The following is a 23,244-nucleotide window of genomic DNA, read 5'->3' as shown; positions in this document are numbered from 1 at the left end:
GGTCGTTCCCCCTGGGCGCGGCGCGACTTGGGGCGCCCGCCGGTTGACTGTTGGCGCGGACGTTAGTGAGGCACGCCCCTCTAGGCAACGCCCCGCGCGTGACCTCACCCCCAACCACGGCTATGGCGGGGAAAATATGCTCCCCGTCCACGAGATCCTGCCCGAACTGAAGTCGCGGCTGCGCGAAAGCCCGGCGGCCGTGCTGGTCGCCCCGCCGGGCGCCGGCAAGACCACCGTCGTGCCGCTGGAGCTCCTGGGCGAGCCCTGGATCGGCCAGGGCAAGATCATCGTGCTCGAGCCCCGCCGGCTCGCCGCCCGCGCCGCCGCCGAGCGGATGGCGAAGACCCTGGGCGAGCCGGTGGGCCGCACGGTGGGCTTCCGCGTGCGGATGCAGTCGAAGGTCTCGGCCGCCACCCGCATCGAGGTGGTCACCGAGGGCGTCTTCACCCGCATGGTGCTGGCCGACCCGGAGCTGGCCGGCGTCGCCTGCGTGATCTTCGACGAGTTCCACGAGCGCAGCCTCGACGCCGACCTCGGCCTGGCCCTGGCCCGCGACGCGCAAGGGCTCCTGCGCGAGGACCTGAAGCTGCTCGTCATGTCCGCCACCCTCGACGGCGCGGCGGTCGCCCGGCTGCTGGGCGACGCGCCGGTGGTCGAGAGCCAGGGCCGCGCCTATCCGGTCGAGACCCGCTACCTCGGCCGCGACGAACGCCTGCGCCTGGAGGACCGCGTGGTCCGCGCCGTGGAGAAGGCGCTGGCCGAGGAGACCGGCTCCATCCTCGTCTTCCTCCCGGGGCAGGGGGAGATCCTGCGCACCGCCGAGCGGCTGGCCGAGCGCGTCCGCCGTCCGGACGTGGACATCGACCCGCTCTACGGCGCGCTCGGCCCCGCCGACCAGGACCGCGCCATCAGCCCGGCGCCGCCCGGCCGCCGCAAGGTGGTGCTCGCCACCTCCATCGCCGAGACCAGCCTGACCATCGAGGGCGTCCGCGTCGTGGTCGATTGCGGCCTGGCCCGCGTGCCGCGCTTCGACCCGGCCTCCGGCCTGACCCGCCTCGCCACCGTCCGCGTCAGCCGCGCCGCCGCCGACCAGCGCCGCGGCCGGGCGGGGCGCACCGAGCCCGGCGTCTGCTACCGCCTGTGGGACGAGGCCGAGACCCGGGCGCTGCCGGCCTACGCCGACCCGGAGATCCTCGACGCCGACCTCTCGGGCCTCGCCCTCGACCTCGCCCGCTGGGGCGCGAAGGACGCCTCGGACCTCGCCTTCCTCGACCCGCCGCCCGCCGCCGCCTTCGCCGAGGCCCGCGCGCTCCTCGTGCGCCTGGAGGCGCTCACCCCCGAGGGCGTGCTCACCCCCCACGGCCAGGCGTTGTCGGAAGTCCCGCTGCCGCCCCGCCTGGCCCACATGGTGCTGAAGGCCGCCGGGACCGGCCAGGCGGCCCGTGCGGCGCGAATCGCCGCCCTGGTCACCGAGCGGGGGCTCGGCGGCCGCGACGCCGACCTGCGCCACCGCCTGGAGGGGCTGGAGCGCGACCGCGGCCCCCGGGCCCGCGACGCCCGCGCCCTGGCCGACCGCTGGGCGTCCCTGGCGGGAAGGGCGGGGAAGGGCGAGCCGCTCTCCGACGGCCTGCTGCTGGCCTTCGCCTATCCGGAGCGCATCGCCCGCGCCCGCGGCCCGCAGGGCGAGTTCCAGCTGGTCAGCGGCCGCGGCGCCTTCCTGGAGCCGACCGACGCGCTCGCCCGCGAGACCTGGCTGGCCGTGGCCGAGCTGGGCGGCGGAGACCGCCGCGACCGCATCCTGCTGGCCGCCCCGCTGGACGAGGCCGAGCTGCTCGACGCCTTTGCGGGCCAGATCACGACCGAGGACCGCCTGGAGGAGAGCGGCGGCGGACGCCTGCGCGCGAAGCGGCTTACGCGGCTCGGCCGCCTGGTGGTCCGCGAGCAGGTGGACGACAACCCCGACCCGGCCCTGATCGCCCGGGCCCTCGCCGCCCGCGTCCGGGCCGATGGCGTGAAGGTCCTGCCCTGGGGCGCGGCCGCCGAGTCGCTACGCGAGCGGGTCGCCTTCCTGCGGGCCCGCGACGACGCCTGGCCCGACCTCTCCGACCCGGCCCTGGCCGAGCATCTGGATGAGTGGCTGACCCCGCTGCTCACCGGCGTCCGCCGGCTCTCGGACCTGCGGCCCGACGTCCTAGACGGGGCGCTGCGCACCCTCGTGCCCTGGGACCTGCAGCGGCGCCTGGAGGCCGAGGCGCCCGCCCGCTGGACCGCGCCCACCGGCAACAGCTTCGCCGTCGACTACGCCGCCGAGGGCGGGCCGAAGGTCGAGGTGCGCGTGCAGGAGGTCTACGGCCTGGCGGAACACCCGACGGTGGGCGGCGTCCCGCTCACCCTGTCGCTGCTCTCCCCGGCCCACCGGCCGATCCAGACGACCCGGGACCTGCCGGGCTTCTGGAAGGGCTCCTGGAAGGACGTCCGCACCGACATGCGCGGCCGCTACCCCCGGCACGTCTGGCCCGAGGACCCGGCGCAGGCCGACCCCACCACGCGGGCCAAGCCGCGCGGGACGTGAGGCGTCGTGCTAGGGAGGACGCCATGAAGTTCAACATGGGCTGCGGCCTTCGCAAGCAGCCGGGCTACGTCAATGTCGACGCCACGCCGGCCTGCGAGCCGGACGAGGTCTGGAACCTCGAGCGGACGCCCTGGCCGTGGCCCGACGGCTGCGCCACCGAGGTCCGCTTCATCCATTCCCTGGAGCACATGGGCGCCGACCCGGCCGTCTTCCTGGCGATGATGCGCGAGCTCTACCGGATCTGCGCGCCCGGGGCCCAGGTGGTGATCCATGTGCCCCATCCCCGGCACGACAACTTCGTCTCCGACCCCACCCACGTGCGGCCGGTGATGCCCCAGACGCTGAAGATGCTGGACCTGGAGCTCTGCCGTTCGGTGGCCGAGCAGGGCGGGGCGAACACCCCTCTCGCCCTCTACGCCGGGGTGGACTTCGTCTTCGAGACCCAGGTGACCGTGCTGGACGAGCCCTACTACGGCCAGTTCACGCGCGGCGAGCTCACAGCCGAGGAGGTGAACCGGCTGGTCCGGGCGCAGAACAATGTCGCCCGCGAGTTCCAGTTCACCCTCAGGGCGCGCAAGCCCGGCTAGGCCTTCGCCTTCCAGGCCGCCAGCAGGGCCGCCTCACGCTCCGGCGTCAGGCCGGCCCGGAGCTTCGCCTGCCGCTCGGCGGGCAGGGTGCGGAACCAGGCCAGGGTGTCGGCGGCGGTCGTGGCCAGCGGCCGGTAGGTCAGCCCCGCCGCCTGGGCCCGGCTGACGTCGCGGTGGTGGAAGCCGGCCGTCTCGCCCGCCTCGGGGATCCACACCGGCATGTCGCTCCACATCCGCACGTTCTGCGCCGCCAGGAAATCGGCCGGGATCCAGGTCAGCCTGGCGTCCGACTTCAGCGCCTTGCCGACCACGTCCAGCATCTCGGCCATGGGGATGGGCTGCTTCGGCCCCGTGCCGTTGAAGGTCCCGGTGGTCCCGGTCTCGGCCAGGCGCACGATCCATTCGGCCAGGTCGCGGGCGTCGACGAACTGCACGGGGTCCTTGCCGTCGCCGGGCGCCGCCACCTCGCCGCCCTTCGCCAGCCGCACCGGCCAGTAGGTGAAGCGGTCGGTCTCGTCGCCGGGCCCGACGATCAGACCCGGCCGCACGATCGTCACCGCGGCCTCGCCGAACTGCCGCTTCGCCTCCCGCTCGCTGGCCGCCTTCAGGGCCCCGTAGAGCGCCCCGTTGGCGCGGAAGGTCTCGGCCGTCTCGGCCAGCGGGTCCTGGCCGGGATAGGGGGCGAGCGGCGCCGTCTCGTCGCCGGGCCTGTCGTTCGACGCATAGACCGAGATCGTCGAGACGAAGATGTACTGCTTCACCTTCCCTTTCAGCGCCTGGCCCGCGTCGCGGACCCAGAAGGGCAGGGTGGTCGGGTTGTCGATGCAGACGTCCCACTCGCGGCCTTCCAGCGCCTTCAGGTCGCCGGCGTTGCGGTCGCCGGTCAGCTCCTCCACCTCGGCCGGCCAGTCCTGCGGCCGCCGCCCGCGGTTGAACAGGGTCAGCTTGTGCCCTCGCGCCAGGGCGTAGCGCACCTGGTGCGGCCCCATGAAGCCGGTGCCGCCGAGGATCAGGATGCGCAGGGGCTTCCGCGCCGGCTGGGCCATGGCGGCGCTCCCCAGGGCCAGCCCCGGCGCGGCGAGGGCGGCGTATTCCATCAGTCGGCGGCGCGTCGGCATGGCGGTTCCCTGTCAGTCCGCCTGGACCGGGCGGCGCAGCCATGATCCCGGCGTCCACGGACGGATTCAAGCCGCCTGCGACGGACGGCCGTGTCTAGGCGGTGGCCGCGTAGATCATGATCCCCGTGGCCACCGACAGGTTCAGGCTGTCGGCCCGGCCGCGCATGGGGATCTTCACGTTGAGGTCGGGCAGGGCGGCCATCTCGGGCGTCAGGCCCTGCTGCTCGTTGCCCATCAGGATCAGCGCCGGCTTGCGGTAGGCCGCCTCCGCGTGGCTCGCGGCGGCGGTGAGCAGGGTGCCGACCACCGAGCCTGCCCAGCCCGCCCGCCAGGCGGCGAACTCGGCCTCGGTCGCCCGCGTCAGCGGCACGGCGAAGATCGAGCCCATGGTCGCCCGCACCGCCTCCACCGAATAGGGGTCGCAGCACTCGCCCACCAGGATCACCCCGCCGCAGCCGGCGGCGTCCGCCGTCCGCACGATGGTTCCCAGGTTGCCGGGATCGCGCACGCGGTGCAGGGCCACCACGCATTGCGCCGGGCCCGGCTCCACCTGCTCCAGCGGCCGGAACGCCTGCGGGAAGACGCCCACCACCGCCTGCGGGTTCTCGCGCCGCGAGACCTTGGCCAGGATGTCGTGGGTGACCTCGATGACCTCGCCGCCGGACCCCTGCGTCGCCTGCACCGCCTTGCGCATCATGGGATGGGCCGCGGCGTCCGGGCCGTGCATCAGGATCCTGGGCGCGTGGCCGGTGTCGATCCCCTCGATGACGTTCTTGAGCCCCTCGGCGACGAACAGCCCGGTCTCGTCGCGTTCCTTGCGCATGTGCAGGGCGCGGACGGCCTTCACCGTCGGGTTCTGCAGCGAGCTGATCGCCCGGGCGCTCAAGAGGCCCATCTCGCGTAGAAGCTCATGCCGATCTCGCGCGCGCCGCCGTCCTGGACGAGCGCCAGCTCGCCCCATTCGATGCCGCCGCCGCGGCCCTTCAGCTTCTCCGACAGCAGGCCCGCCAGCGCCGCCCCGGAGATCCGTTCGGCGTAGGCGTTGAGGATCAGGAACGAGGCGTTTTCCGAAAGAAGTCCGGCGCATAGGCCGGCAAGTTCGGGCAGGTCCTCGAACAGCCGCCAGACCTCGCCGGTGGGGCCGCGCCCGTACTTCGGCGGGTCCAGGATGATCCCGTCGTACTGCGAGCCGCGGCGGGCCTCCCGGGCGACGTACTTGCGCGCGTCCTCGGTGATCCAGCGGATCGGCCGGTCGGCGAGGCCCGAGAGCTCGGCGTTCTCCCGCGCCATCGCCACGGCCTTCTTCGACGCGTCCACATGGGTCACGTGCGCCCCGGCCGCCGCCATGACCAGGCTGGCGACGCCCGTGTAGCCGAACAGGTTGAGCACCCTGGGCTGGCCGCCGCGGCTGCGGATGCGCGCGTCGAGCCAGGCCCAGTTCGCCGCCTGCTCCGGAAAGAAGGCCAGGTGCCGGAAGGCGGTGAACCGGGCCAGGAACTTCGCTTCGCCCCAGGCCAGCGGCCAGGCGTCGGCCGGCTTGCCGCGGAACCGCCAGCGGCCGGCGTCCTCGTCCTCGTTCGTGGGGTCGAACACCGCGTCGGCCTCGGCCCACGCGCTCTCCGGCAGGGCAGGCGACCACAGGCACTGCGGCTCGGGCCGCACGACGGTGTAGGGGCCGTAGCGCTCCAGCTTCCGGCCGCCGCCCGAATCGACCAGGGCGTAGTCGGCCCAGCCCCGCGTGCGCATCACGCCGGGCGCCTCGGCCACGAGGGGATCGCGCGCGCTCATGGCTGCGCGCCTTACGCGGTTCGCGCCGCCTCCGTCCAGTGCGCGGCGCGGCCCAGCGTCGCTCCGGTTGTGTCGCGGGCTTGTAACATTCCGGGTTTTGGGGTCCGGTACGCCCCAAAGAGAGTACCTGGGGGAAACGCTTTGTCTGCTTCAGCCGCCACCGCCCGCCGTTCGGCGCGCAAGGCCAAGGGCGACGGTCACCTGCGCCGCGCCGAGATCCTGGACGCGGCCGAGCGCATCTTCGTCGCCGAGGGCTACGAGGGCGCCACCATCCGCAAGATCGCCGACGAGGTCGGGGTCTCCTCCACCGCCCTCTACATGCACTTCCCCGACAAGGGCTGCATCCTTCTCGAGATCTGCGAGGGGACCCTGCGCCAGCTCCTGGAGCGCAACACCGAGATCGCCGGCAAGCCGCTCGACGCCGTCGTGCGGGTGAAGATGATGCTCAAGGCCTACATGCGCTGGGGCCTGGACCATCCGAACGCCTATCAGCTTGTGTATTCGGCGCCGCGTCCGCTATCGGCAGGGCTCTGGCCCGAGGACACGGTCGACCTCTCCACCCAATGCTACGAGATCTTCTCAGGCGTGGTCCGCGAGATCGCGGCGTCCGGCAGGCTCCGCACGGGCACGGCCGACTCCGCGGCCCAGGCCCTGTGGATGTCGTGCCATGGCGTGGTGGCCCTGCTCGCCGCCCGGCCGAACTTCGGCTGGTGCGACCACCAGGCGCTGATGCAGGTCACCCTCGACGGCCTGCTGCACGGCCTCGTGGTCGACTGATCCTTGCGGCCCTGGCGCTCGGCCTCGCCGCCGCGCCGGGCGTCCAGGCCGCGCCCCGGGTCCTGGCCTTCGACCAGTGCGCCGACCAGTATGTCCTGGCGCTCAGCCCCCGCGAGGCCATCGCCGGCCTCTCCACCCGCGCCGACGACGCCGATTCCCGCCTGCGGGCCCGGGCCGCCGGCCTGCCGCGCCGCCGGGTCGACCTGGAGACCGCGCTCGCCGCCCGCCCCGACGTCGTCGTCCGCTACTGGGGCGGCGATCCCCGCCTGATCGCCCGGCTCGAGGACCGCGGCGTGCGGGTGGTGACCATCGACGAGGCCACCGACTTCCCGGGCCTGCGCGCCAACATCCGCAAGGTCGCCGCGGCCCTGGACCAGCCGGCCCGCGGCGAGGCCCTGGTCGCCCGCCTCGACCGCCAGCTCGCCCGCGCCGCCGGCGCCTGGGGCGGGACCCGTGTCCTCTACCTGACCCCCAGCGGCGTCACCGCCGGCCCCGGCACCCTGGTGGACGCCGTCCTGCGCGCCGCGGGCCTGACCAACGCCGAGACCCGGCCCGGCTACCGCACCGTCTCCCTGGAAGGGCTCGTGCTCGACCCGCCCGAGCGGGTGGTGCTGGGCTTCTTCGACACCTTCCAGCTCGCCGGCGACAGCTGGGGGCCGGGCCGCCACCGGGTGCTGCGCCGGGTCGCCGCCGAGCGGGCGCTGGCCAGCGTGCCGGGCTCCATGCTGGCCTGTCCCGACTGGGGCGCGGGCGAGGCCGTGGAGCTGCTGGCGTCGAAGGCCCCCCGGTGAGGGACCTCGTCCTCAACCTGTCCCTGGCCCTGGGCCTGCTCGTCCTCCTGGCCGCCGGCCTGCTGCTCGGCGAGACCCAGCTCACCGCCGCCCAGCTCGCCCAGGCCTTCGCCGAGCCGGGTTCCGGCCCGCACGAGGTGCTGTTCGCCATCCGCCTGCCGCGCACCGTCGCCGCCGCGGTGGTCGGCGCGGCGCTCGGCCTCTCCGGCGCGGTCCTGCAGGGCCTGCTGCGCAACCCGCTGGCCGACCCCGGCGTGCTCGGCGTGGCCGGCGGGGCCGGGCTGGGGGCGGCGCTCGCCATCTCCCTGGGTTTCGCGGCCATGCCCGGCGCGGTGGAGGCGGCCTCCCTGGCCGCGGCCCTGGCCGCCGGCCTGCTGCTCACCGCCGTCGCCGCCCGCTTCCGCGAACCCGAGACCCTGATCCTGTTCGGCGTGGCGCTCTCGGCCTTCGCCGGCGCGCTCACCTCGCTGGTGTTCAACTTCTCGCCGTCGCCCGTCACCCTGCAGGAGGTGTTCTCCTGGCTGCTGGGCTCGGTGGAGAACCGCGACTGGGACGACATCGGCCGCGAACTGATCCCCATGGCCGTCGGCGCCGGCCTCTGCGCCTACGCCGCCCGTGGCCTGGTCATGCTGACGCTCGGCGAGGAGACCGCCGCGCTGTCCGGCCTGCCCATGGCCCGCCTGCGCACCGCCGCGGTGGCCGGCGCCTCCCTGCTCACCGGCGCGGCCGTCGCCATGGCCGGCATCGTCGGCTTCGTGGGCCTCGCCGCGCCGCACCTGGTCCGCGCCGGAGCCGGCGCGGACCCGGGCCGCGTGCTCGTCCCCTCGGCCCTGGCCGGCGCGGGCCTGCTGGTCGCCGCCGACCTCGCCGCGCGGCTGATCCCCACCGACCTGGAGCTGAAGCTGGGCGTCGTCACCGCCCTGTTCGGCGGCCCGCTGTTCGCCCTGATCGCCTGGCGCGCCGCCCGGAGCTGGCGCGGATGACGGCGCTCCGCCTCACCGGCGCGGTGGTCCGCCGCGGGCCCCGGGTGGTCCTCGACCAGGCCGGGCTCGCCGTGTCCTCGGGCGAAATCGTCGGCGTGGTGGGCGCGAACGGGGCGGGGAAGACCACCCTGCTGCGGGCCGCCCTCGGCCTCGCCCATCTCGACGCCGGCCAGGCCGAGCTCGGCGGCCGGCCGGTCCGCCGGCTCTCGGAAGCGGCGCGGGCCGCGCTCTGCGCCTACCTGCCCCAGGAGCGCCGGGTCGGCTGGAACCTGCCGGCCTGGCGGGTCGCCAGCCTGGGCGCCTTCCACCGCCCGCCGAGGGAGGCCCGCGACCGCGCCTTCGCCGCCCTGGCGCGCGTCGGCCTGCAGGGGCTGGAGACGCGCGGCGTCCTCGACATGTCCGGCGGCGAGCGGGCCCGGGCGCTGCTGGCCCGCCTGCTGGTCGCCGGCGCGCCCCTGCTGGTGGCCGACGAGCCCGTCGCCGGCCTCGACCCCGACGCCCAGCTCCTGGCGCTCGACCTGCTGCGCGAGGAGGCGCAGCGCGGCGCGGGCGTCGTCCTCACCCTCCACGACCTGGGGCTGGCCGCCCGCGCCTGCGACCGTCTCGTCATCCTGCACGAGGGGAAGGTCGTCGCCGACGGTCCGCCCGCCGAGGCGCTATCTCCCGAGATCCTGCGCCGCGCCTTCCGCCTGGACGGCGGCTTGGCGGATTCGCCGCACGGTCCCATGCTGGCGGCCGGGAGGGCGCAGCCATGAGCTTCGCGAAATGGGTGTTCACGCTCGCCGGCGCCTACGGCGTCGTCACCCTGACGCCGATGCTGTTCCTGCGCGGCGCCGTCGAGGCCCAGGGCGGCCCGATGGCCTATCCGGAGAACTTCTACGGCTTCGTCGGCACGGCGCTCGCCTTCCAGCTCGTCTTCCTGGTGATCGGCCGCGATCCGGCGCGCTTCCGCCCCCTGATGCTGCCGTCGGTGGTCGAGAAGCTGGCCTTCGGCCTGCCGGTCTGGTGGCTGTACGCCCGCGGCGAGGTGGAGCCGCCGGTGGTCGCCTTCGCCACCGTCGACCTCGCGCTCGCCGTCCTGTTCGTCCTGGCCCGGCTCAGGACCCGGCCGGCCCGCTGACGCCCCAGGGCGTCAGTTCGCGCTGGTCACCTGGGTCTGGGCCGCCGGCGGATAGCCGTAGCCGCCGCGCTTCAGGTCGTTGGAGAGGGTGATCGGCACGGCGCCGCCGTGGAGCTTGGCCCGGTAGACCTGCATCCCCTCCATCACCCGCATCACATAGTTCCGGGTTTCCGAGAACGGGATGCACTCGATGAAGTCGATCGGGTCGGTGGTCCCGCCGCGCGGGTCGCCGCAGAAGCCCGACCACTGGGTCGGCCGCCCGGGCCCGGCGTTGTAGCCCGCAGTCGCCATGACGTACGACCCGGAGAACTGGCCGATCACCTGGCCGAGGTAGCTGGAGCCCAGGCGCATGTTGTAGTCCGGCTCGTCCAGCATGCCGGGCGAATAGCCGACGCCGATCCTGCGGGCCACGATCTGGGCCGTGGCCGGCATCAGCTGCATCATGCCGCGCGCGCCGACGCCGGAGCGGACCAGCGGGTCGAAGCCGCTCTCCTGCCGGGTGATCGCCAGCACCAGGGCCGGCTCCGGGGCGTTCGCCACCGACGGCGGGGTCCGGTACGGATAGCCGCGCTCCGGCAGCAGCATGCCGCGCTGGGCGGCCGCGCGGACCACCTTCATGGAGGTGTCCTGGTCGCCGTAGCCGCGGGCGGCGTCCACCAGCAGGGCCTGGTCCTCGACCGTCGGCAGGGTGTCGTCCAGCGCCAGGGCGAAGGCCCGGAACAGGTCGCGGTAGCCCTGGTCGAAGAACAGCCGCATGGCCTGCACCTCGTCGCGGCCCTCGAAGCGGGCGCGGTGGGCCGGGGTCAGCGCCGGGTCCTTGCCGAGCACGAGCTGCATCCCGAGCTTCTCGCCCGAGAGCTGGCCGTAGAAGGTGGCGTAGTGCTGGGCCCCTTGCGCGTAGAACTCCTGGGCCGCGGCGTGGTCGCCCTTGGCCTCGGCTGCGCGGCCCTGCCAGTAGAAGGCCCGCGCCCGGGTGATCGGCGAGGAGCCGATGCGCTCGATGGCGGCGAAGTGCCGGGCCGCCCGGTCGGCGTCCTTCAGCCGGGTCAGGGCGATCCAGCCCGCGTAGAATTCGGCGTCGGCCGCGTCGCCGCCCTCCCGCAGGCCGCTGTCGGCCGCCGCGGCGTAGGCGGTGCGCGCGTCGCCGTTGCGCAGCGCCGCCAGCACCAGCCGGTGGCGCTCGTACCAGATCTTGTCCGCCTGCTCGGAGGTGGCGACCTCCTTCGGGAAGTAGGGCAGCTGGGCGGAGGCCAGGGTGTCCAGTCCGCCGCGCCGCAGGAAGGCCGCGCGCTCGAAGGCCACGCCCGGGCTCTGGGCGACGTTCGCCGGCAGGGCGTTCAGCAGGGCGTTGGCGTTGCCGGCCCCGGAACGCAGGGCCATCCGCGCCTCGGCGGCGGCGCGCTGGTCGGCGGGCAGCAGGGCGACGATGTCCCGCGTGGCCGGGCCCTGCGGCCCGTAGAGCAGGATGTCGGCCCGCCGCGCGTGGTCGTCCAGGGTCAGGACGTCGCCGAAGCGCGCCAGGATGCTGCGCTGGACGTCGGCTTCGAAGCTCTTGTCGCGCCACCAGCGCCGGATCAGGGCCGCGGCCTCGGCGTTGCGGCCCTGCGCCCGGTGCGCGGACGCCAGCGCCAGGGCGCCGTGGGCCGTGCGCGGTTCGCGCCCGCCGAACCATTCGACGATCTGGTGCGGGCTCTTGCCGGAGGTCTCGATCAGCTTCTCGGCGGCGTTGATCCGCCGGGCCTCCCGGGGCCAGCCGGAGAGCTCTCGGCGGGCGTTGTCCACCTCGAAGAAGCTGAGCTGTTCGGAATTGGCGTCCACCAGCGTCCAGGTGGCGGCCTTCCGGGCCAGCGAATCGCGGATGCCGGCGATCGCCGTGCGCGCGCCGGTGACGTCGGCGCGGCGGGCCGAATCGACCGCCCGGCGGAAGTTGGCGGCGTCGGCGTCCGACAGCGGCCGGCGCACGGTCTGGTGCTGGGTGACGGGGGCGGGCGCCTCGGGCGGCGCGGCGGCCGTGGTCGCGATCAGGTCGCCGACCGGATCGGAGGATTGCGCGCGCGCCAGCGTGCCGGCCATCAGGACCACACCTGACAGGAGAAGCGCTTTACGGACCTTGGCGTGCAACTCTCGCCCCCGGGGTTTTTGGAACGCTGACATCGAGATTGCGGGCGCGACCCGCAACCCGATAATGTCCGGCAAATTCTGAACGTCGCTTAACAAGCGCTCTATTCACGGCTTTTTGCAGACCATGACCGACCCTCTGTTCCGGGGCGTCCTCCCGGCGCTTGTGACGCCCTTCCGCGACGGAGCGGTGGACGAGGACGCCTTCGTGGCGCTCGTCGAGCGTCAGATCGCCGGCGGCGTCCACGGCCTCGTGCCCGTCGGCACCACGGGCGAGACCGCGACCCTCAGCCACGAGGAGCACCGCCGCGTGGTGGAGCTCTGCGTGCAGACCGCCCGGGGCCGCGTGCCCGTGGTGGCCGGTGCGGGCTCCAACTCCACCGCCGAGGCGATCGAGCTGGTCCGCCACGCCAAGACCGTGGGCGCCGACGCGGCCCTGGTGGTCACGCCCTACTACAACCGGCCGAGCCAGGAGGGCCTCTACGCCCACTATGCGGCGATCAACGAGGCCGTGCAGCTGCCGGTGCTGGTCTACAACGTGCCCGGCCGCACCAGCGTCGACATCTCCAACGACGTCCTCGCCCGCCTGGCGAAGCTGCCGAACATCGTGGGGATCAAGGACGCCACCGGCGACCTGGCCCGCGCCAGCCTCCAGCGGCTGGCCTGCGGCGAGGACTGGGTGATGCTCTCCGGCGACGATCCGACGGCGCTCGGCTACATGGCCCACGGCGGCCACGGCTGCATCTCGGTGACCGCCAACGTCGCCCCCGAGCAGTGCGCCGCCTTCTACGACGCGGCCCTGGCCGGCGACTGGGCCGGCGCCCTGCAGGGTCAGGATCGCCTCGTGCGCCTGCACAAGGCCCTGTTCTCCGACGCCTCACCCGCGCCCACCAAGTACGCGCTCGCCCACCTCGGCCTCTGCGCCGAGGACGTGCGGCTGCCCATCGTCCCCGCCTCGGAAGCCTCCCGCCGCGAGGTGCTGGAAGCCATGCGGGAAGCGGGTGTCCTCTGATGCGCCGTCCCATCCCCGCTCACCCCCGCGAAAGCGGGGGCCCAGGCCTTTTCCTGTTCGGCCCGGGCTCGCGGCAAAAGCACCTGGGTTCCCGCCTCCGCGGGAATGAGCGGGTCTAGCGATGGCCGGAAAGCTCATCGCCGAGAACCGCCGCGCGCGGTTCGACTATTTCCTCGAAGAGACCTTCGAGGCCGGCATCGCGCTCACCGGGTCCGAGGTGAAGTCCCTGCGCAACGGCAAGGCCAACATCGCCGAGAGCTACGCCGCGGTGGAGGGCGACCAGATCATGCTGGTGAACGCCGACATCCCGCCCTACGCCCAGGCCGGCCCGCACTTCAACCACGAGCCCCGGCGTCACCGGAAACTGCTCCTCAAGCGCAAGCAGATCGACAAGCTCATCGGCGCCGTGCAGCGCGAGGGCCGCACGATCATCCCGACGAAGCTCTACTGGAACGACAAGGGCCTCGCGAAGCTCGAGGTCGCCCTCGCCAAGGGCAAGAAGGAACACGACAAGCGCGAGACCGCCGCCGCCCGCGACTGGCAGCGCGACAAGGCCCGGCTGATGCGGGAGAAGGGCTGACGGTGGACGCCGCCGAGGTCGAGGCCCTGGAGCGCGCCACGGTCGCCGCCGTCGCCCCGCCTGAGGTCGCCGAGATCGACGGCTGGCTCGTCCCCTTCGACAACGGGACCATCGGCCGGGCGAGGAGCGCCGCGCCCCTGCGGCATGACCTCGGCCCTGCGGCCCTCGACGCGATCGAAGCCGCCTACCACGCCCGGGGTCTGGCGCCGGCGTTCCGCATCGCCGATGCCCCCGGACTGGAAGCGGTCCGCGCCGAACTGGCCCGCCGCGGCTATGCGCCGAAGCAGCCCACCCTGGTGAAGACCGGCGACGTCGCCCGGCTCGCGGCCTTCGCGGATCCGCCCGCCGAGGTGCTGGGCGCGCCCGACGAGGCCTGGGCGGCGGTCTTCCTCGGCGAGGGCTTCGACCCCGCCGACGGCGCCCATCGGGTCCGCGTCCTGTCCCGTTCGCCCGGTGCGGCCTTCGGCGCCTCCCGCGTGGACGGGGAGACCGTGGCGGTGGGCGTCGCCTCCTTCGGTCATGGCTGGGCCGGGATCCACGGCATGCGGACCGCCCTTCGCCGGCGCGGCCAGGGCCATGCCGGCCGGGTGCTCACCGCCCTGGGCCGCGAGATGCAGGCCCGCGGCCTCGGCCGGGTCTTCCTGCAGGTGGAGGAGGGGAACCCCGCGCGCAGCCTCTACCGCAAGGCCGGCTTCCGCACCGCCTGGCGCTACAGCTACTGGCGCCAGGCCTAGGCGGCGCGGAGCGCGCTGACGATCACCTGCGTCCGGATACGGAAGCCCAGGGTCTCGTAGAGGCCGATGGCCCCGGTGTTGCTGGCGTAGGCGTGCAGGAACGGCGTCTCGCCCCGCGCCAGGATCCTTCCCGCCACGTGGCGCATCAGCCCCGCCGCGTAGCCCTTTCCGCGGTGGTCGGGGTGGGTGCAGACCCCGCTCACCTCGGTGAACCCCTCGGGCCTCAGCCGCTCACCGGCCATGGCGACCAGCTCGCCGTCCAGCTTCACGCCCACGAAGTCGCCGAGCTGGTGGGTGCGCGCCGCGAACGGGCCCGGCTTCGTCAGGGTCGCCAGCGCCAGCATGGCCGGGGCGTCCGCGTCCGTGAGCGGCTCGAAGGCGAAGGCCGGGGCCGGCGCGTCCGTCAGCGCCTCGGCCACCATCTGAACGCCGACCGCCTCGCTCAGCGTCTCGGTCCCCGGCACGGGCGCGGCGCCCACCTCCATGCGCCAGGACTCGCCGTGGGCCCGCACCAGTCCGGCGAGCGCCTCCAGGCTCTCGGGGCTGTCGTCCCGGGCCGCCACGAACACGCCCACGTCGGTGGCGATGCGGCGCGCGGGGCCGTCGCCCAGCGCGAAGTTCGCCTGGCGGCCGGAGAGGGCGGCCCAGATCGGCCGGTCGAGCGGATGGGCGTCGGTCATCGGCTCTCAGATAGCGCGGCCCGCGCCACGGTCCAGCTCCGGCGGGACGCCGCGTCCGCTCCCCGCTACTTCGCCAGGTCCTTCAGCAGGCTCTCCCAGTGCGCCAGCGAGCCGTCGATGGCCGCCACCGGCGCCCGTTCGTTCAGCCCGTGGGAGAAATCGTCGGACGACTTCATGAACAGGCCCGCGACGCCATAGCTCGGCACGCCGGCGGCGCGGAAGTGCATGGAATCCGTCGCCCCCGCCGACATGGACGGCACGATGGTCAGGCCGGGATAGCGGGCGTTCACCGCCTTCTTCACCGCCGCCATCACGTCGGGCCGGAGCGGCGAGGCGGGGCTGTCGATGGCCCCGTCGCCCACCACCCGCTCCACCGTGATCGAGGGGTCGCCGATCACCCGCACCAGCTCCTGGCGCACGCTCTCCGACGGCGTGCCGGGGAAGATGCGGCAGTTGATGTTGGCCGTGGCGCGCTGGGGCAGGGCGTTCACCGCATGCCCGCCCGAGACCAGGGTCGAGACGCAGGTGGTCCTGAGCTGGCCCACGTACTCCGGGTCGGCCGCCAGGACGGCGACCGCGTCCTTGTCGTCGGGGTTGGCCACATAGCGCTTCATCGCCTCGCCGGTGGCCCCGCCGGTCTTCGGCGCGCTGGCGCGGAAGTAGGCGTCGGTCAGCTCCGAGCGCATGACCGGAAACTGGTAGGCGCCGACCTTCACAAGGGCCTGCGCCACCGTGTCGATCGCATTGGTCTTTCCGGGTCGGCTGGAGTGGCCGCCGGGGTCGGTGACGGTGAGCGTGAAGTCGGCGTAGGTCTTCTCGCCGGCCTGCAGGCCGTAGACCACCGCCTGGCCCGCCTCGTCCAGCAGGCCGCCGCCGCCGTCGGAATTCAGCGCCATCTCCGCCCCCTTCAGCTCGGCGGCGAGCTTCTGGGTCGTGGCCATGGCCGTCTCCTCGTCGCCGGACAGCGCCAGGATCACGTCGCGGCCGGGCGTCCAGCCCTCGCGCTTCAGGCGGGCCAGCGTCGCCACCGCCATGGAGACGTCGAACTTGTTGTCCACCGCGCCGCGGCCGAAGACGTAGCCGTTCTCCACCACCGGGGTGAACGGGTCGCGCGTCCAGTCCTCGCGCCGGGCCTCCACCACGTCCATGTGGCCCAGGACGACGATCGGCTTCTTCCTCGCGTCGCGGCCGCGGTAGCGGGCGGTCATGTAGGCCGTGCCGTCCGACGGCGTGATCCTGATGTCGGCGGCGTCGATGCCCGCCTTGACCAGCACCCCCTTCAGGTACTCCGCATAGGCCACCGTCTGGTCCTGGTGGCCCATCACGGTCCGGAACGCGATGCCCTTGGTGAGGATCTCCAGCGCCTCGGCGTGGGCCGCCGCATCCGGCTTGGCGAGCGCCGGCCCCGCGAGCCCGGCGATCAGGACCGCCACGGCGGCCGACTTCATGAGACGCAACGCTTGAACTCCCCCGACTTGAGACGCGCCGGGGACGCTACGCCGCCAACCCACGGCGACGCTAGCCCCCGTAGGTACCGGGAATCTGCTTCACCCCATGCAGCCTCGTTTTGAACCACCAAGGACGCCAAGATCGCCAAGCGAGCCTGGGACGCCGCGGCTTCGGGGTCAGGACTCCAGGCGCGCCGTCGGCGCGCGATTCAATGCGCCGTCCTTGCAGGAGAGATGAGGCCGGCGGCGACCTCTTGGTGTCCTTGGTGTCCTTGGTGTCCTTGGTGGTTCACGTCGGGATGGCGCGGCCCCGTCCGTGTGATCCGTGTATTCCGTGGTTCTATTTCCCGATCAGCTCTCTCGCCCGCGCGAACACCGCCTCGAACATCTCGGGCGTCAGCCGGCCGGTGTTCGTGTTCAGCCGGGAGCAGTGGTAGCTGTTCAGCACCGTGTAGGGCCCGGCCGGGAACTCGGTCCCGTGGCCGGCGATGCCCGCCGAGGCCTTCAGCCCCAGCGCCCGCAGCACGTTGCGGCGCGAGACGTCGCCCAGCGTGACGATCACCTTCAGCCGCGGCAGGGCCGCGAGCCTGGCCTGCAGGAACGGCCGGCAGCTCGCCTCCTCGATCGTCTCCGGCTTGTTGCCGGGCGGGGCGCAGCGCACGGCGTTGGTGATCATGCAGTCCACCAGCCGCAGGTCGTCGCGGCCGTCCTTGTCGAACTCGCCCACGGCGAAGCCGGTCTTCTTCAGGGTCGCGTAGAGCAGGTAGCCGGCATGGTCGCCGGTGAACGGCCGCCCGGTGCGGTTGGCCCCCGTGCGGCCGGGCGCGAGCCCGGCCACCAGCAGCCGCGCGCTCTCGTCGCCGAACGAGGGCACCGCGCCGTTGAACCAGTCCGGATTGCCGGCCGCATTGGCCGCCCGGTAGGCCACCAGCCTGGGGCAGATCGGGCAGTCGCGCGGCGCCTCGGGTCCGACCAGGACCGCGTCCGCCTCAAGCCTCGGCATCGATGTCCGGTTCGTCCGCGTGCAGCCGCTCGCGCTCCCGCGTCTCCTGGATGAACCTCGGCAGGCGCGAGGGCCGGCCGATGATGTCCGCCAGGTCGGCCAGGTCCACGAAGGTGTCCGCCTGCCGCCGCAGGTCGTCGGAGGCCATCGGCGGCTGCGACTTCACGGTCGAGACCACCGTCACCCGCGCGCCCTTGCGCTGCACGGCCTCCACCAGGCAGCGGAAGTCCCCGTCGCCCGAGAACAGCACCAGGTGGTCGGCCGCGCCCGCCATCTCCATCATGTCCACGGCGATCTCGACATCCATGTCGCCGCGCCAGCGCTTGCGGCCCTGGGCGTCGGTGTATTCCCGCGCCGCCTTGGTCACCAGGCGGTAGCCGTTGTAGTCCAGCCAGTCGACCAGCGGCCGGATCGGCGAATACTCCTGATCCTCGACGAGGGCGGTGTAGTAGTAGGCGCGCACGAGGACGCCGCGCTTGCGGAACTCCTCGAGCAGCTTGCGGTAGTCGATGTCGAAGCCCAGGCCCTTGGCGGCCGAGTAGAGATTGGCCCCGTCTATGAAGAGCGCCAGCCGGTCCGTGGGGTAGAAGGTCATAGAAGCGGATATCCTGAAAGTGCGGCCGGACGAGGCCGTGGTCGTGGCGCTCGGCGGCAACCTGGCGGGCGACTACGCCTCCTGCGAGGCGCTGCTCGAAGCGGCTCTGGCGCGGTTCCCCCAGGCGGAATTGCCTGTCGTCGCGAGATCGTCCTGGTGGCGCTCCGCCGCCTGGCCCGACCCCTCTGCGCCTGAGTATCGCAACGGAATCGCGATTGTCGAGGCGCACGCGGGTCCGCAGGCCGTGCTGGACGCCCTTTTGCGCATCGAAGCCGAGCTCGGTCGCGAGCGCGGCGCAAGAAACGCCCCCCGCACCCTGGACCTCGACCTCATCGCCTACGGCCGGCGGGTGATCCAGAGCCCGGGCCTGACCCTGCCGCATCCGCGCGCCCACGAGCGGCTGTTCGTCATGGGACCGCTGGCCGAGGTCCTGCCGGACTGGCGCCATCCGGTGCTGGACCGCACCGCCCGCGACCTTGCGGCCGAGGCCACGGTGGGGCTCGATGCGCGGCCGGTCTGACCGGAATGTCGGCTCCGCCGCGGCGCCCGCGTCCTCCGCGCGGGCCCGCCATCCCGGGGGGCGACCACAGGAGATGACGCCATGCGCTTCATGATCATCCGCAAGGGCGACGCCGAGACCGAGGCGGGGACCCCGCCCACCCGCGAGCTCGCCGCCGCCATGATGGCCTTTCACGAGGACACCGGCCCGCACGTGAAGATCCTCGACGGCGCCGGCCTGAAGCCCACCGCCCGCGGCGCCAAGGTGAGGTTCCGGGGCGGCAAGCCCATGATCATCGACGGGCCCTTCACCGAGACCAAGGAACTGGTCGCCGGCTACACCCTGGTCGAGGCGCCGTCGCTGCGCCACGTCCTCGACTGGCTCCGGGGCTGGCCGCCGCTCGACGCCGGCGGCGAGGTGGAGCTGGAGGTCCGCGAATTCTATGAGGTCGAGGACTTCGGCGACGTCTTCGACGACGAGCTGAAGGCCCAGCACGACCGCATCGGCCTGGGCGGAAAGGCGAACGGGACCGCATGACCCTGCTCACCGCCCCGCTCTGGATCCAGCTCGTGTTCGTCGCCGAGGCGCTGGCGCTGGCCTGGCTGACGGGGCGGTTCGGCCGCGCGGGCTTCGGCGTCGGGATCGTCGCCGCCGCGGCCTCCTGGGTCCTGCTGGCGCTCGGGGCGTCCTACCTGGTCGGCCGGCTGGAGGGCGGCGGGGCGGCCGCGCCTTCGGGCGTCCTGCAGGGCGCCGTTTCCGGAACCCTCCGCCTCGCCGCCATCGCCTGGCCGCTGCTGCTGGCCGCCGCCGCCGCCGGGGCGGTGGTCCGCTGGGCCTTCACCCGCCGCCGGCCACGCGGGGAGGGGACGCCGCCGGCCTGAACCCGGTCCCTTCCCAGGTGTTGTCCTCTGGAGGAGGACGGATTCCGTGGAACACCAGAAACACGCGATGAGCATGGGGTGGGGGCGCTTCGCCGCGATGATCGCCGTCTCCACGGCGATCATGTTCTTCCTCATGTATCAGCTGGTCTACAGCGCCGATCACGCCCTGTTCAGTCTTACCCGACTTGTCTCGGCGCTCGTGATGGCGTGCGTGATGACCGCCGTGATGCTCGCCTTCATGTGGAAGATGTATCAGCCCAACGCGGCGAAGATTGCCGTCCTTGCCGTGGCCGTGGTCGGCGGGATCGTGTTGCTCTCCGTGAACCGGAGCCAGGCGCTCATCGGCGACGTCGCCTTCATGAAGGCGATGATCCCGCACCACTCCATCGCCATCAACAACGCCCGCAAGGCGGATATCCGCGACCCGCGCGTCCGCTACCTTGCCGACCGCATCACGCGCGACCAGGTCAAGGAGATCGCGGAGATGAAGATGCTGATCCAGGACATCGAGCAAAGCGGCCGGCGGGCCGACGTTCCGCGTCCCGCCGGGCCGGCCTCCCTCACGCCTGAGGCCGCCCTGGAGGCCCGGGACCTGCTGAGCGGCAAGCTACTGACTGACGAGCCGCTCTGACCCCCGGGGGGCCGGGCGGCGGCCCGCTCAGACCGCGAAGGCCACGTGGCCCTGGGCGTCGATCTTCCAGGCGGGGTTCCAGGCGATCTCCCAGGCGTGGCCGTCCGGGTCGGCCACATAGCCGCGGAAGCCGCCGTGCGGCGGGGCGTCGGCGGCGCGCAGCAGCCGCCCGCCGGCCGCGACCAGCGCCTCCATGACCGCCGCCACCTCCTCGGCGCCGCCCACATTGTGCGCCAGGGCCACGGCGCCGGAGCCGTCTGGACTGGTCCGCTGCATGTCGGCCTCGAGCTGCGGCTTCAGCCAGGTCCCGAGCATCAGCCCGTTCATCTGGTAGAAGACGATCTCCTCGTTCTCGAACACCGGCCGCCAGCCGAAGCCGCCGGCGTAGAAGCGCTTCGACGCCGCGAGATCGCGGATTCCAAGGGTGATGACGGAGATCTGTTGCTGCATGTCACGTCCTCGCTTGCGCCGGCGCACCATGCGCCGCCGCTGAAGGCCGTGGGACTCGGTCGCCGGGTGGCGGCCGGACAGACCCGCGAAGCCGCGGGGGCTGGGCTAACCACACCAGCCTGCCTTTTCCGACGGGCGGATATTAGCGCTCCCGCGTGCGCCGGAGAAGCTGTCAGTGGCGCATCGCGTCCCGTTCGGCCCGGTCGAGCTGGGCGATGGTCAGCGCGAGCTGCAGCCCCGCCTCCAGCTCGTCATAGGCGGCCTCCGGGAACATCCGCATCATGACCACGCGCAGCGGGGCGGCGTCGCCCTTGCGGCCCGAGCCGCACAGGTCGGTGAGGGCGGCGGCGCCCTCCGAGGCGATCAGGGCTTCGGCGATCTGGACCGGTCTCACGGCATCGTCCTCCCGTGGAGGCGGCCGGCCGGGACCGGCGCGCCCGATCTCACAGGCTTTTGACGATAGGGACGAAAACGCCCCGCGCCAACGGCTCAGCTCATTGAATTCTCCGATCCGGAGCATCGGAATTATCGCTTTGCCTCTTCGGGCGGAGGGGTCGCCTAATGCGGGCCATAAAGGGAGAAACCGAGATGGATGACGCCAGCCCCCTGTCCGATCCCAGGAAAGAACCCGCCGCGCTCCGGTCTCTGCTGGGCCGCACCAACCGCGACTGGTGGCCCAACCAGCTGTCGCTGGACATCCTTCCGCAGCATGGTCGCTACGGGAACCCGCTGGGCGACGACTTCGACTACGCCGAGGCGTTCAAAACCCTCGACTACCACGCGGTGAAGCGCGACCTGACCGCGCTGATGACCGACAGCCAGCCCTGGTGGCCGGCGGACTACGGCCACTACGGCCCGTTCTTCATCCGCATGGCCTGGCACAGCGCCGGCACCTACCGCACCGGCGACGGCCGCGGCGGCGCCTCCTCGGGCAGCCAGCGCTTCGCCCCGCTGAACAGCTGGCCCGACAACGCCAACCTCGACAAGGCGCGCCGCCTGCTCTGGCCGATCAAGCAGAAGTACGGCGCCAAGCTCTCCTGGGCCGACCTGATGATCATGGCCGGCAACGTGGCGTTCGAGAGCATGGGGGCCCCGGTGTTCGGCTTCGGCGGCGGCCGGGCCGACGTCTTCGAGCCCCTGAAGGACGTCTACTGGGGCACCGAGGAGCAGTGGGTCGGCAAGGGCGCCAAGACCCGCATCGTCGAGGGCAAGGCCTTCGAGGATCCGCTGGCGGCGGTGCAGATGGGCCTCATCTACGTCAATCCCGAGGGGCCGGACGGCAGCCCCGATCCGTGGGCCTCGGCCCGGGACATCCGCATGACCTTCGCGCGGATGGGGATGAACGACGAGGAGACGCTCGCCCTCACGGCCGGCGGCCACACCTTCGGGAAGTGCCACGGGGCCGGCGACGCCTCGAAGATCGGCGCGGAGCCCGAGGGCGCGGACATCGCCCAGCAGGGCCTGGGCTGGACCAGCAGCCACGAGAGCGGCATGGGCGACCATACGATCACGTCCGGGCTCGAGGGGCCCTGGACGCCCACGCCCATCAAGTGGGACATGAGCTACTTCCACATGCTGCTCGACTACAAGTACGAGCTGGTCAGGAGCCCGGCCGGCGCGAAGCAGTGGCAGCCGGTGGACCAGAAGCCCGAGGACATGGCGCCCGGCGCCCACAGTCCGGACCGGCGGGTCCCCACCATGATGACCACGGCGGACCTGGCCTTCGCCACCGACCCGGAATACCGCAAGATCGCCGAGCGGTTCCGGGACAACCCGGACCAGTTCGCCGACGCCTTCGCCCGCGCCTGGTTCAAGCTGTGCCACCGCGACATGGGCCCGAAGAGCCGCTACCTCGGCCCCGAGGTCCCGGCCGAGGACCTGATCTGGCAGGACCCGATCCCGCCGGTGGACCACCCGCTGGTCGACGCCGCCGACATCGCCGCGCTGAAGGCCAGGCTGCTGGACTGCGGCCTGTCGGTCGCCGACCTGGTGCGCACCGCCTGGGCCTCCGCGGCCACCTACCGCGGCTCCGACCACCGGGGCGGCGCCAACGGCGCGCGCATCCGGCTGGAGCCGCAGCGGAGCTGGGAGGTCAACGAGCCCGAGAAGCTCGCCCGGGTGCTGGGCGTCCTGGAGAAGGTGAAGGCCGACTTCGACGCCCAGGCCTCCGGCGGCAAGAAGATCTCCCTGGCCGACCTGATCGTGCTGGGCGGCTCGGCGGGGATCGAGAAGGCGGCGAAGGACGCCGGCCGGACGATCGAGGTCCCGTTCACCCCCGGACGGACGGACGCCGGCGTCGACCAGACCGACCCCGAGGGGTTCAAGGTGCTGGAACCCAAGGCCGACGGCTTCCGCAACTACCTGCAGGTGCGCTTCAGCGTGCCGACGGAGGAGCTGCTGATCGACCGCAGCCAGCTGCTTGGCCTGTCGGCGCCGGAGATGACGGTGCTGGTGGGGGGGCTGCGCGTGCTCGGCGTCAACCACGGCGGCTCGAAGGACGGGGTCTTCACCGACCGGCCGGGCCAGCTCACCAACGACTTCTTCGTCAACCTGCTCGACATGGGCACGGCGTGGCGGCAGGTGGACGACAAGGCCGACGACCTGTTCGTCGGCACATGCCGCCGGACGCACCAGGAGAAGTGGACGGCGACCCGCACCGACCTGGTGTTCGGCTCCAACTCGCAGCTTCGCGCGCTGTCCGAGGTCTACGCCTCCGACGACGCGGGCGAGACCTTCGTGCGGGACTTCGTCCGGGCCTGGACCAAGGTGATGAACGCCGACCGCTTCGACCTGCCGCGCGACCAGCGGCTCGTCCGCGTCGCCTGACCCGGACCCCTGCCGGGGCGCCTCGGCGTCCCGGCAGGCGACGGCCGGCGT

25 protein-coding genes are annotated in these 23,244 nt (G+C 73.0%); 15 read left to right on the top strand and 10 right to left on the bottom strand.

All coding sequences use genetic code 11. The annotated features are described in order from the left end of the window. Positions 1-136: 136 nt before the first annotated feature. Entirely contained in the window at positions 137-2,572 is a 2,436-nt protein-coding gene (gene hrpB, locus V7Z97_RS02740; RefSeq protein ID WP_334161271.1) for an ATP-dependent helicase HrpB, read from the top strand. A 23-nt stretch (positions 2,573-2,595) separates the two neighbouring features. Next, positions 2,596-3,159, top strand: coding sequence for a class I SAM-dependent methyltransferase (locus tag V7Z97_RS02735; RefSeq protein ID WP_334161270.1), 564 nt, complete (start codon positions 2,596-2,598; stop codon positions 3,157-3,159). Here V7Z97_RS02735 and V7Z97_RS02730 read toward each other — a convergent pair. The 3 genes from V7Z97_RS02730 to V7Z97_RS02720 form a co-directional block, all read right to left on the bottom strand. After that, positions 3,156-4,277, bottom strand: coding sequence for an NAD-dependent epimerase/dehydratase family protein (locus V7Z97_RS02730; RefSeq protein WP_334161269.1), 1,122 nt, complete (start codon positions 4,275-4,277; stop codon positions 3,156-3,158). The genes V7Z97_RS02735 and V7Z97_RS02730 overlap by 4 nt on opposite strands. Positions 4,278-4,371: 94 nt before the next feature. After that, positions 4,372-5,172 (bottom strand): TrmH family RNA methyltransferase, encoded by an 801-nt coding sequence (locus V7Z97_RS02725; protein WP_442958003.1) that lies wholly within the window; start codon positions 5,170-5,172, stop codon positions 4,372-4,374. After that, a complete protein-coding gene (locus V7Z97_RS02720; RefSeq protein ID WP_334161268.1) occupies positions 5,160-6,065 on the bottom strand; it encodes a class I SAM-dependent methyltransferase in 906 nt (301 codons plus the stop codon). The genes V7Z97_RS02725 and V7Z97_RS02720 overlap by 13 nt, the downstream gene beginning before the upstream one ends. A 141-nt stretch (positions 6,066-6,206) precedes the next feature. Here V7Z97_RS02720 and V7Z97_RS02715 point away from each other — a divergent pair, with 141 nt between their 5' ends. The 5 genes from V7Z97_RS02715 to V7Z97_RS02695 are packed head-to-tail and all read left to right on the top strand — an operon-like array spanning position 6,207 to position 9,736. After that, on the top strand, positions 6,207-6,842 hold the full coding sequence (locus V7Z97_RS02715; RefSeq protein ID WP_334161266.1) for a TetR/AcrR family transcriptional regulator: 636 nt from the start codon (positions 6,207-6,209) through the stop codon (positions 6,840-6,842). Further along, positions 6,776-7,633, top strand: coding sequence for an ABC transporter substrate-binding protein (locus V7Z97_RS02710; RefSeq protein ID WP_334161265.1), 858 nt, complete (start codon positions 6,776-6,778; stop codon positions 7,631-7,633). Before V7Z97_RS02715 ends, V7Z97_RS02710 begins: the two co-directional genes overlap by 67 nt. Further along, entirely contained in the window at positions 7,630-8,616 is a 987-nt protein-coding gene (locus V7Z97_RS02705) for a FecCD family ABC transporter permease (protein WP_334161263.1), read from the top strand. The genes V7Z97_RS02710 and V7Z97_RS02705 overlap by 4 nt, the downstream gene beginning before the upstream one ends. After that, a complete protein-coding gene (locus tag V7Z97_RS02700; protein ID WP_334161261.1) occupies positions 8,613-9,371 on the top strand; it encodes an ABC transporter ATP-binding protein in 759 nt (252 codons plus the stop codon). The genes V7Z97_RS02705 and V7Z97_RS02700 overlap by 4 nt, the downstream gene beginning before the upstream one ends. After that, positions 9,368-9,736: a hypothetical protein gene (locus V7Z97_RS02695; protein ID WP_334161259.1), complete on the top strand. Its 369-nt coding sequence runs from the start codon at positions 9,368-9,370 to the stop codon at positions 9,734-9,736. The genes V7Z97_RS02700 and V7Z97_RS02695 overlap by 4 nt, the downstream gene beginning before the upstream one ends. A gap of 12 nt (positions 9,737-9,748) precedes the next feature. Here the strand turns inward: V7Z97_RS02695 and V7Z97_RS02690 are convergent, their stop codons facing one another. After that, positions 9,749-11,809 carry a lytic transglycosylase domain-containing protein gene (locus V7Z97_RS02690; protein ID WP_334161258.1) on the bottom strand — a complete coding sequence of 687 codons (2,061 nt, stop codon included), beginning with the start codon at positions 11,807-11,809 and terminating at the stop codon, positions 9,749-9,751. Positions 11,810-11,981: 172 nt separating this feature from the next. Between V7Z97_RS02690 and dapA the strand changes: the two genes are divergently transcribed. The 3 genes from dapA to V7Z97_RS02675 all read left to right on the top strand — a co-directional run bounded on the left by dapA (position 11,982) and on the right by V7Z97_RS02675 (position 14,180). Further along, complete coding sequence (dapA, locus tag V7Z97_RS02685) at positions 11,982-12,866, top strand: 4-hydroxy-tetrahydrodipicolinate synthase (protein ID WP_334161256.1); 885 nt, start codon at positions 11,982-11,984, stop codon at positions 12,864-12,866. Between the two features lie 121 nt (positions 12,867-12,987). Further along, a complete protein-coding gene (gene smpB, locus V7Z97_RS02680; protein ID WP_334161255.1) occupies positions 12,988-13,446 on the top strand; it encodes an SsrA-binding protein SmpB in 459 nt (152 codons plus the stop codon). A 2-nt stretch (positions 13,447-13,448) separates the two neighbouring features. Beyond that, complete coding sequence (locus V7Z97_RS02675) at positions 13,449-14,180, top strand: GNAT family N-acetyltransferase (RefSeq protein WP_334161254.1); 732 nt, start codon at positions 13,449-13,451, stop codon at positions 14,178-14,180. Here the strand turns inward: V7Z97_RS02675 and V7Z97_RS02670 are convergent. From V7Z97_RS02670 to V7Z97_RS02655, 4 genes are all read right to left on the bottom strand, one after another. Further along, positions 14,177-14,860, bottom strand: coding sequence for a GNAT family N-acetyltransferase (locus V7Z97_RS02670; RefSeq protein ID WP_334161252.1), 684 nt, complete (start codon positions 14,858-14,860; stop codon positions 14,177-14,179). The two genes, V7Z97_RS02675 and V7Z97_RS02670, sit on opposite strands and share 4 nt — an antisense overlap. 65 nt (positions 14,861-14,925) lie before the next feature. Continuing rightward, on the bottom strand, positions 14,926-16,308 hold the full coding sequence (locus V7Z97_RS02665; RefSeq protein WP_334161425.1) for a M20/M25/M40 family metallo-hydrolase: 1,383 nt from the start codon (positions 16,306-16,308) through the stop codon (positions 14,926-14,928). A gap of 340 nt (positions 16,309-16,648) precedes the next feature. Further along, entirely contained in the window at positions 16,649-17,311 is a 663-nt protein-coding gene (locus V7Z97_RS02660; RefSeq protein WP_334161251.1) for a uracil-DNA glycosylase, read from the bottom strand. After that, positions 17,298-17,906, bottom strand: coding sequence for a LabA-like NYN domain-containing protein (locus V7Z97_RS02655; RefSeq protein WP_325458407.1), 609 nt, complete (start codon positions 17,904-17,906; stop codon positions 17,298-17,300). The genes V7Z97_RS02660 and V7Z97_RS02655 overlap by 14 nt, the downstream gene beginning before the upstream one ends. 19 nt (positions 17,907-17,925) lie before the next feature. On the opposite strand from V7Z97_RS02655, the gene folK reads away from it, so the two are divergent. From folK to V7Z97_RS02635, 4 genes are all read left to right on the top strand, one after another. After that, on the top strand, positions 17,926-18,426 hold the full coding sequence (gene folK / locus V7Z97_RS02650; RefSeq protein ID WP_334161248.1) for a 2-amino-4-hydroxy-6-hydroxymethyldihydropteridine diphosphokinase: 501 nt from the start codon (positions 17,926-17,928) through the stop codon (positions 18,424-18,426). A gap of 81 nt (positions 18,427-18,507) precedes the next feature. Next, positions 18,508-18,942: a YciI family protein gene (locus V7Z97_RS02645; protein WP_334161246.1), complete on the top strand. Its 435-nt coding sequence runs from the start codon at positions 18,508-18,510 to the stop codon at positions 18,940-18,942. Continuing rightward, positions 18,939-19,286 (top strand): hypothetical protein, encoded by a 348-nt coding sequence (locus V7Z97_RS02640; RefSeq protein WP_334161244.1) that lies wholly within the window; start codon positions 18,939-18,941, stop codon positions 19,284-19,286. The genes V7Z97_RS02645 and V7Z97_RS02640 overlap by 4 nt, the downstream gene beginning before the upstream one ends. Positions 19,287-19,332: 46 nt before the next feature. After that, complete coding sequence (locus V7Z97_RS02635) at positions 19,333-19,917, top strand: DUF305 domain-containing protein (RefSeq protein ID WP_334161242.1); 585 nt, start codon at positions 19,333-19,335, stop codon at positions 19,915-19,917. A gap of 27 nt (positions 19,918-19,944) precedes the next feature. Here the strand turns inward: V7Z97_RS02635 and V7Z97_RS02630 are convergent, their stop codons facing one another. After that, positions 19,945-20,367, bottom strand: coding sequence for a VOC family protein (locus V7Z97_RS02630; RefSeq protein WP_334161241.1), 423 nt, complete (start codon positions 20,365-20,367; stop codon positions 19,945-19,947). A 172-nt stretch (positions 20,368-20,539) separates the two neighbouring features. Continuing rightward, on the bottom strand, positions 20,540-20,761 hold the full coding sequence (locus tag V7Z97_RS02625) for a hypothetical protein (RefSeq protein ID WP_334161238.1): 222 nt from the start codon (positions 20,759-20,761) through the stop codon (positions 20,540-20,542). 194 nt (positions 20,762-20,955) lie between these two features. Here V7Z97_RS02625 and katG point away from each other — a divergent pair, with 194 nt between their 5' ends. Then, positions 20,956-23,193: a catalase/peroxidase HPI gene (gene katG, locus V7Z97_RS02620; RefSeq protein WP_334161236.1), complete on the top strand. Its 2,238-nt coding sequence runs from the start codon at positions 20,956-20,958 to the stop codon at positions 23,191-23,193. Positions 23,194-23,244: the final 51 nt, after the last annotated feature.

Source organism: Phenylobacterium sp. (genome assembly GCF_036821595.1).
Lineage (GTDB): Bacteria > Pseudomonadota > Alphaproteobacteria > Caulobacterales > Caulobacteraceae > Phenylobacterium.
The sequence above is the reverse complement of the archived record's forward strand: the minus strand, read 5'-3'. Positions and strand labels throughout refer to the sequence as shown.

Bases quoted from the DNA above. Each gene is read 5' to 3' on its own strand.
- V7Z97_RS02665 (WP_334161425.1), bottom strand. From the start codon at position 16,308: ATGAAGTCGGCCGCCGTGGCGGTCCTGATCGCCGGGCTCGCGGGGCCG.
- V7Z97_RS02640 (WP_334161244.1), top strand. From the start codon at position 18,939: ATGACCCTGCTCACCGCCCCGCTCTGGATCCAGCTCGTGTTCGTCGCC.
- V7Z97_RS02700 (WP_334161261.1), top strand. From the start codon at position 8,613: ATGACGGCGCTCCGCCTCACCGGCGCGGTGGTCCGCCGCGGGCCCCGG.
- katG (WP_334161236.1), top strand. From the start codon at position 20,956: ATGGATGACGCCAGCCCCCTGTCCGATCCCAGGAAAGAACCCGCCGCG.
- V7Z97_RS02645 (WP_334161246.1), top strand. From the start codon at position 18,508: ATGCGCTTCATGATCATCCGCAAGGGCGACGCCGAGACCGAGGCGGGG.
- V7Z97_RS02655 (WP_325458407.1), bottom strand. From the start codon at position 17,906: ATGACCTTCTACCCCACGGACCGGCTGGCGCTCTTCATAGACGGGGCC.
- V7Z97_RS02660 (WP_334161251.1), bottom strand. From the start codon at position 17,311: ATGCCGAGGCTTGAGGCGGACGCGGTCCTGGTCGGACCCGAGGCGCCG.
- V7Z97_RS02735 (WP_334161270.1), top strand. From the start codon at position 2,596: ATGAAGTTCAACATGGGCTGCGGCCTTCGCAAGCAGCCGGGCTACGTC.
- V7Z97_RS02690 (WP_334161258.1), bottom strand. From the start codon at position 11,809: ATGGCCGGCACGCTGGCGCGCGCGCAATCCTCCGATCCGGTCGGCGAC.
- V7Z97_RS02720 (WP_334161268.1), bottom strand. From the start codon at position 6,065: ATGAGCGCGCGCGATCCCCTCGTGGCCGAGGCGCCCGGCGTGATGCGC.
- V7Z97_RS02630 (WP_334161241.1), bottom strand. From the start codon at position 20,367: ATGCAGCAACAGATCTCCGTCATCACCCTTGGAATCCGCGATCTCGCG.
- V7Z97_RS02670 (WP_334161252.1), bottom strand. From the start codon at position 14,860: ATGACCGACGCCCATCCGCTCGACCGGCCGATCTGGGCCGCCCTCTCC.
- V7Z97_RS02695 (WP_334161259.1), top strand. From the start codon at position 9,368: ATGAGCTTCGCGAAATGGGTGTTCACGCTCGCCGGCGCCTACGGCGTC.
- hrpB (WP_334161271.1), top strand. From the start codon at position 137: ATGCTCCCCGTCCACGAGATCCTGCCCGAACTGAAGTCGCGGCTGCGC.
- dapA (WP_334161256.1), top strand. From the start codon at position 11,982: ATGACCGACCCTCTGTTCCGGGGCGTCCTCCCGGCGCTTGTGACGCCC.
- V7Z97_RS02730 (WP_334161269.1), bottom strand. From the start codon at position 4,277: ATGCCGACGCGCCGCCGACTGATGGAATACGCCGCCCTCGCCGCGCCG.
- V7Z97_RS02725 (WP_442958003.1), bottom strand. From the start codon at position 5,172: ATGGGCCTCTTGAGCGCCCGGGCGATCAGCTCGCTGCAGAACCCGACG.
- smpB (WP_334161255.1), top strand. From the start codon at position 12,988: ATGGCCGGAAAGCTCATCGCCGAGAACCGCCGCGCGCGGTTCGACTAT.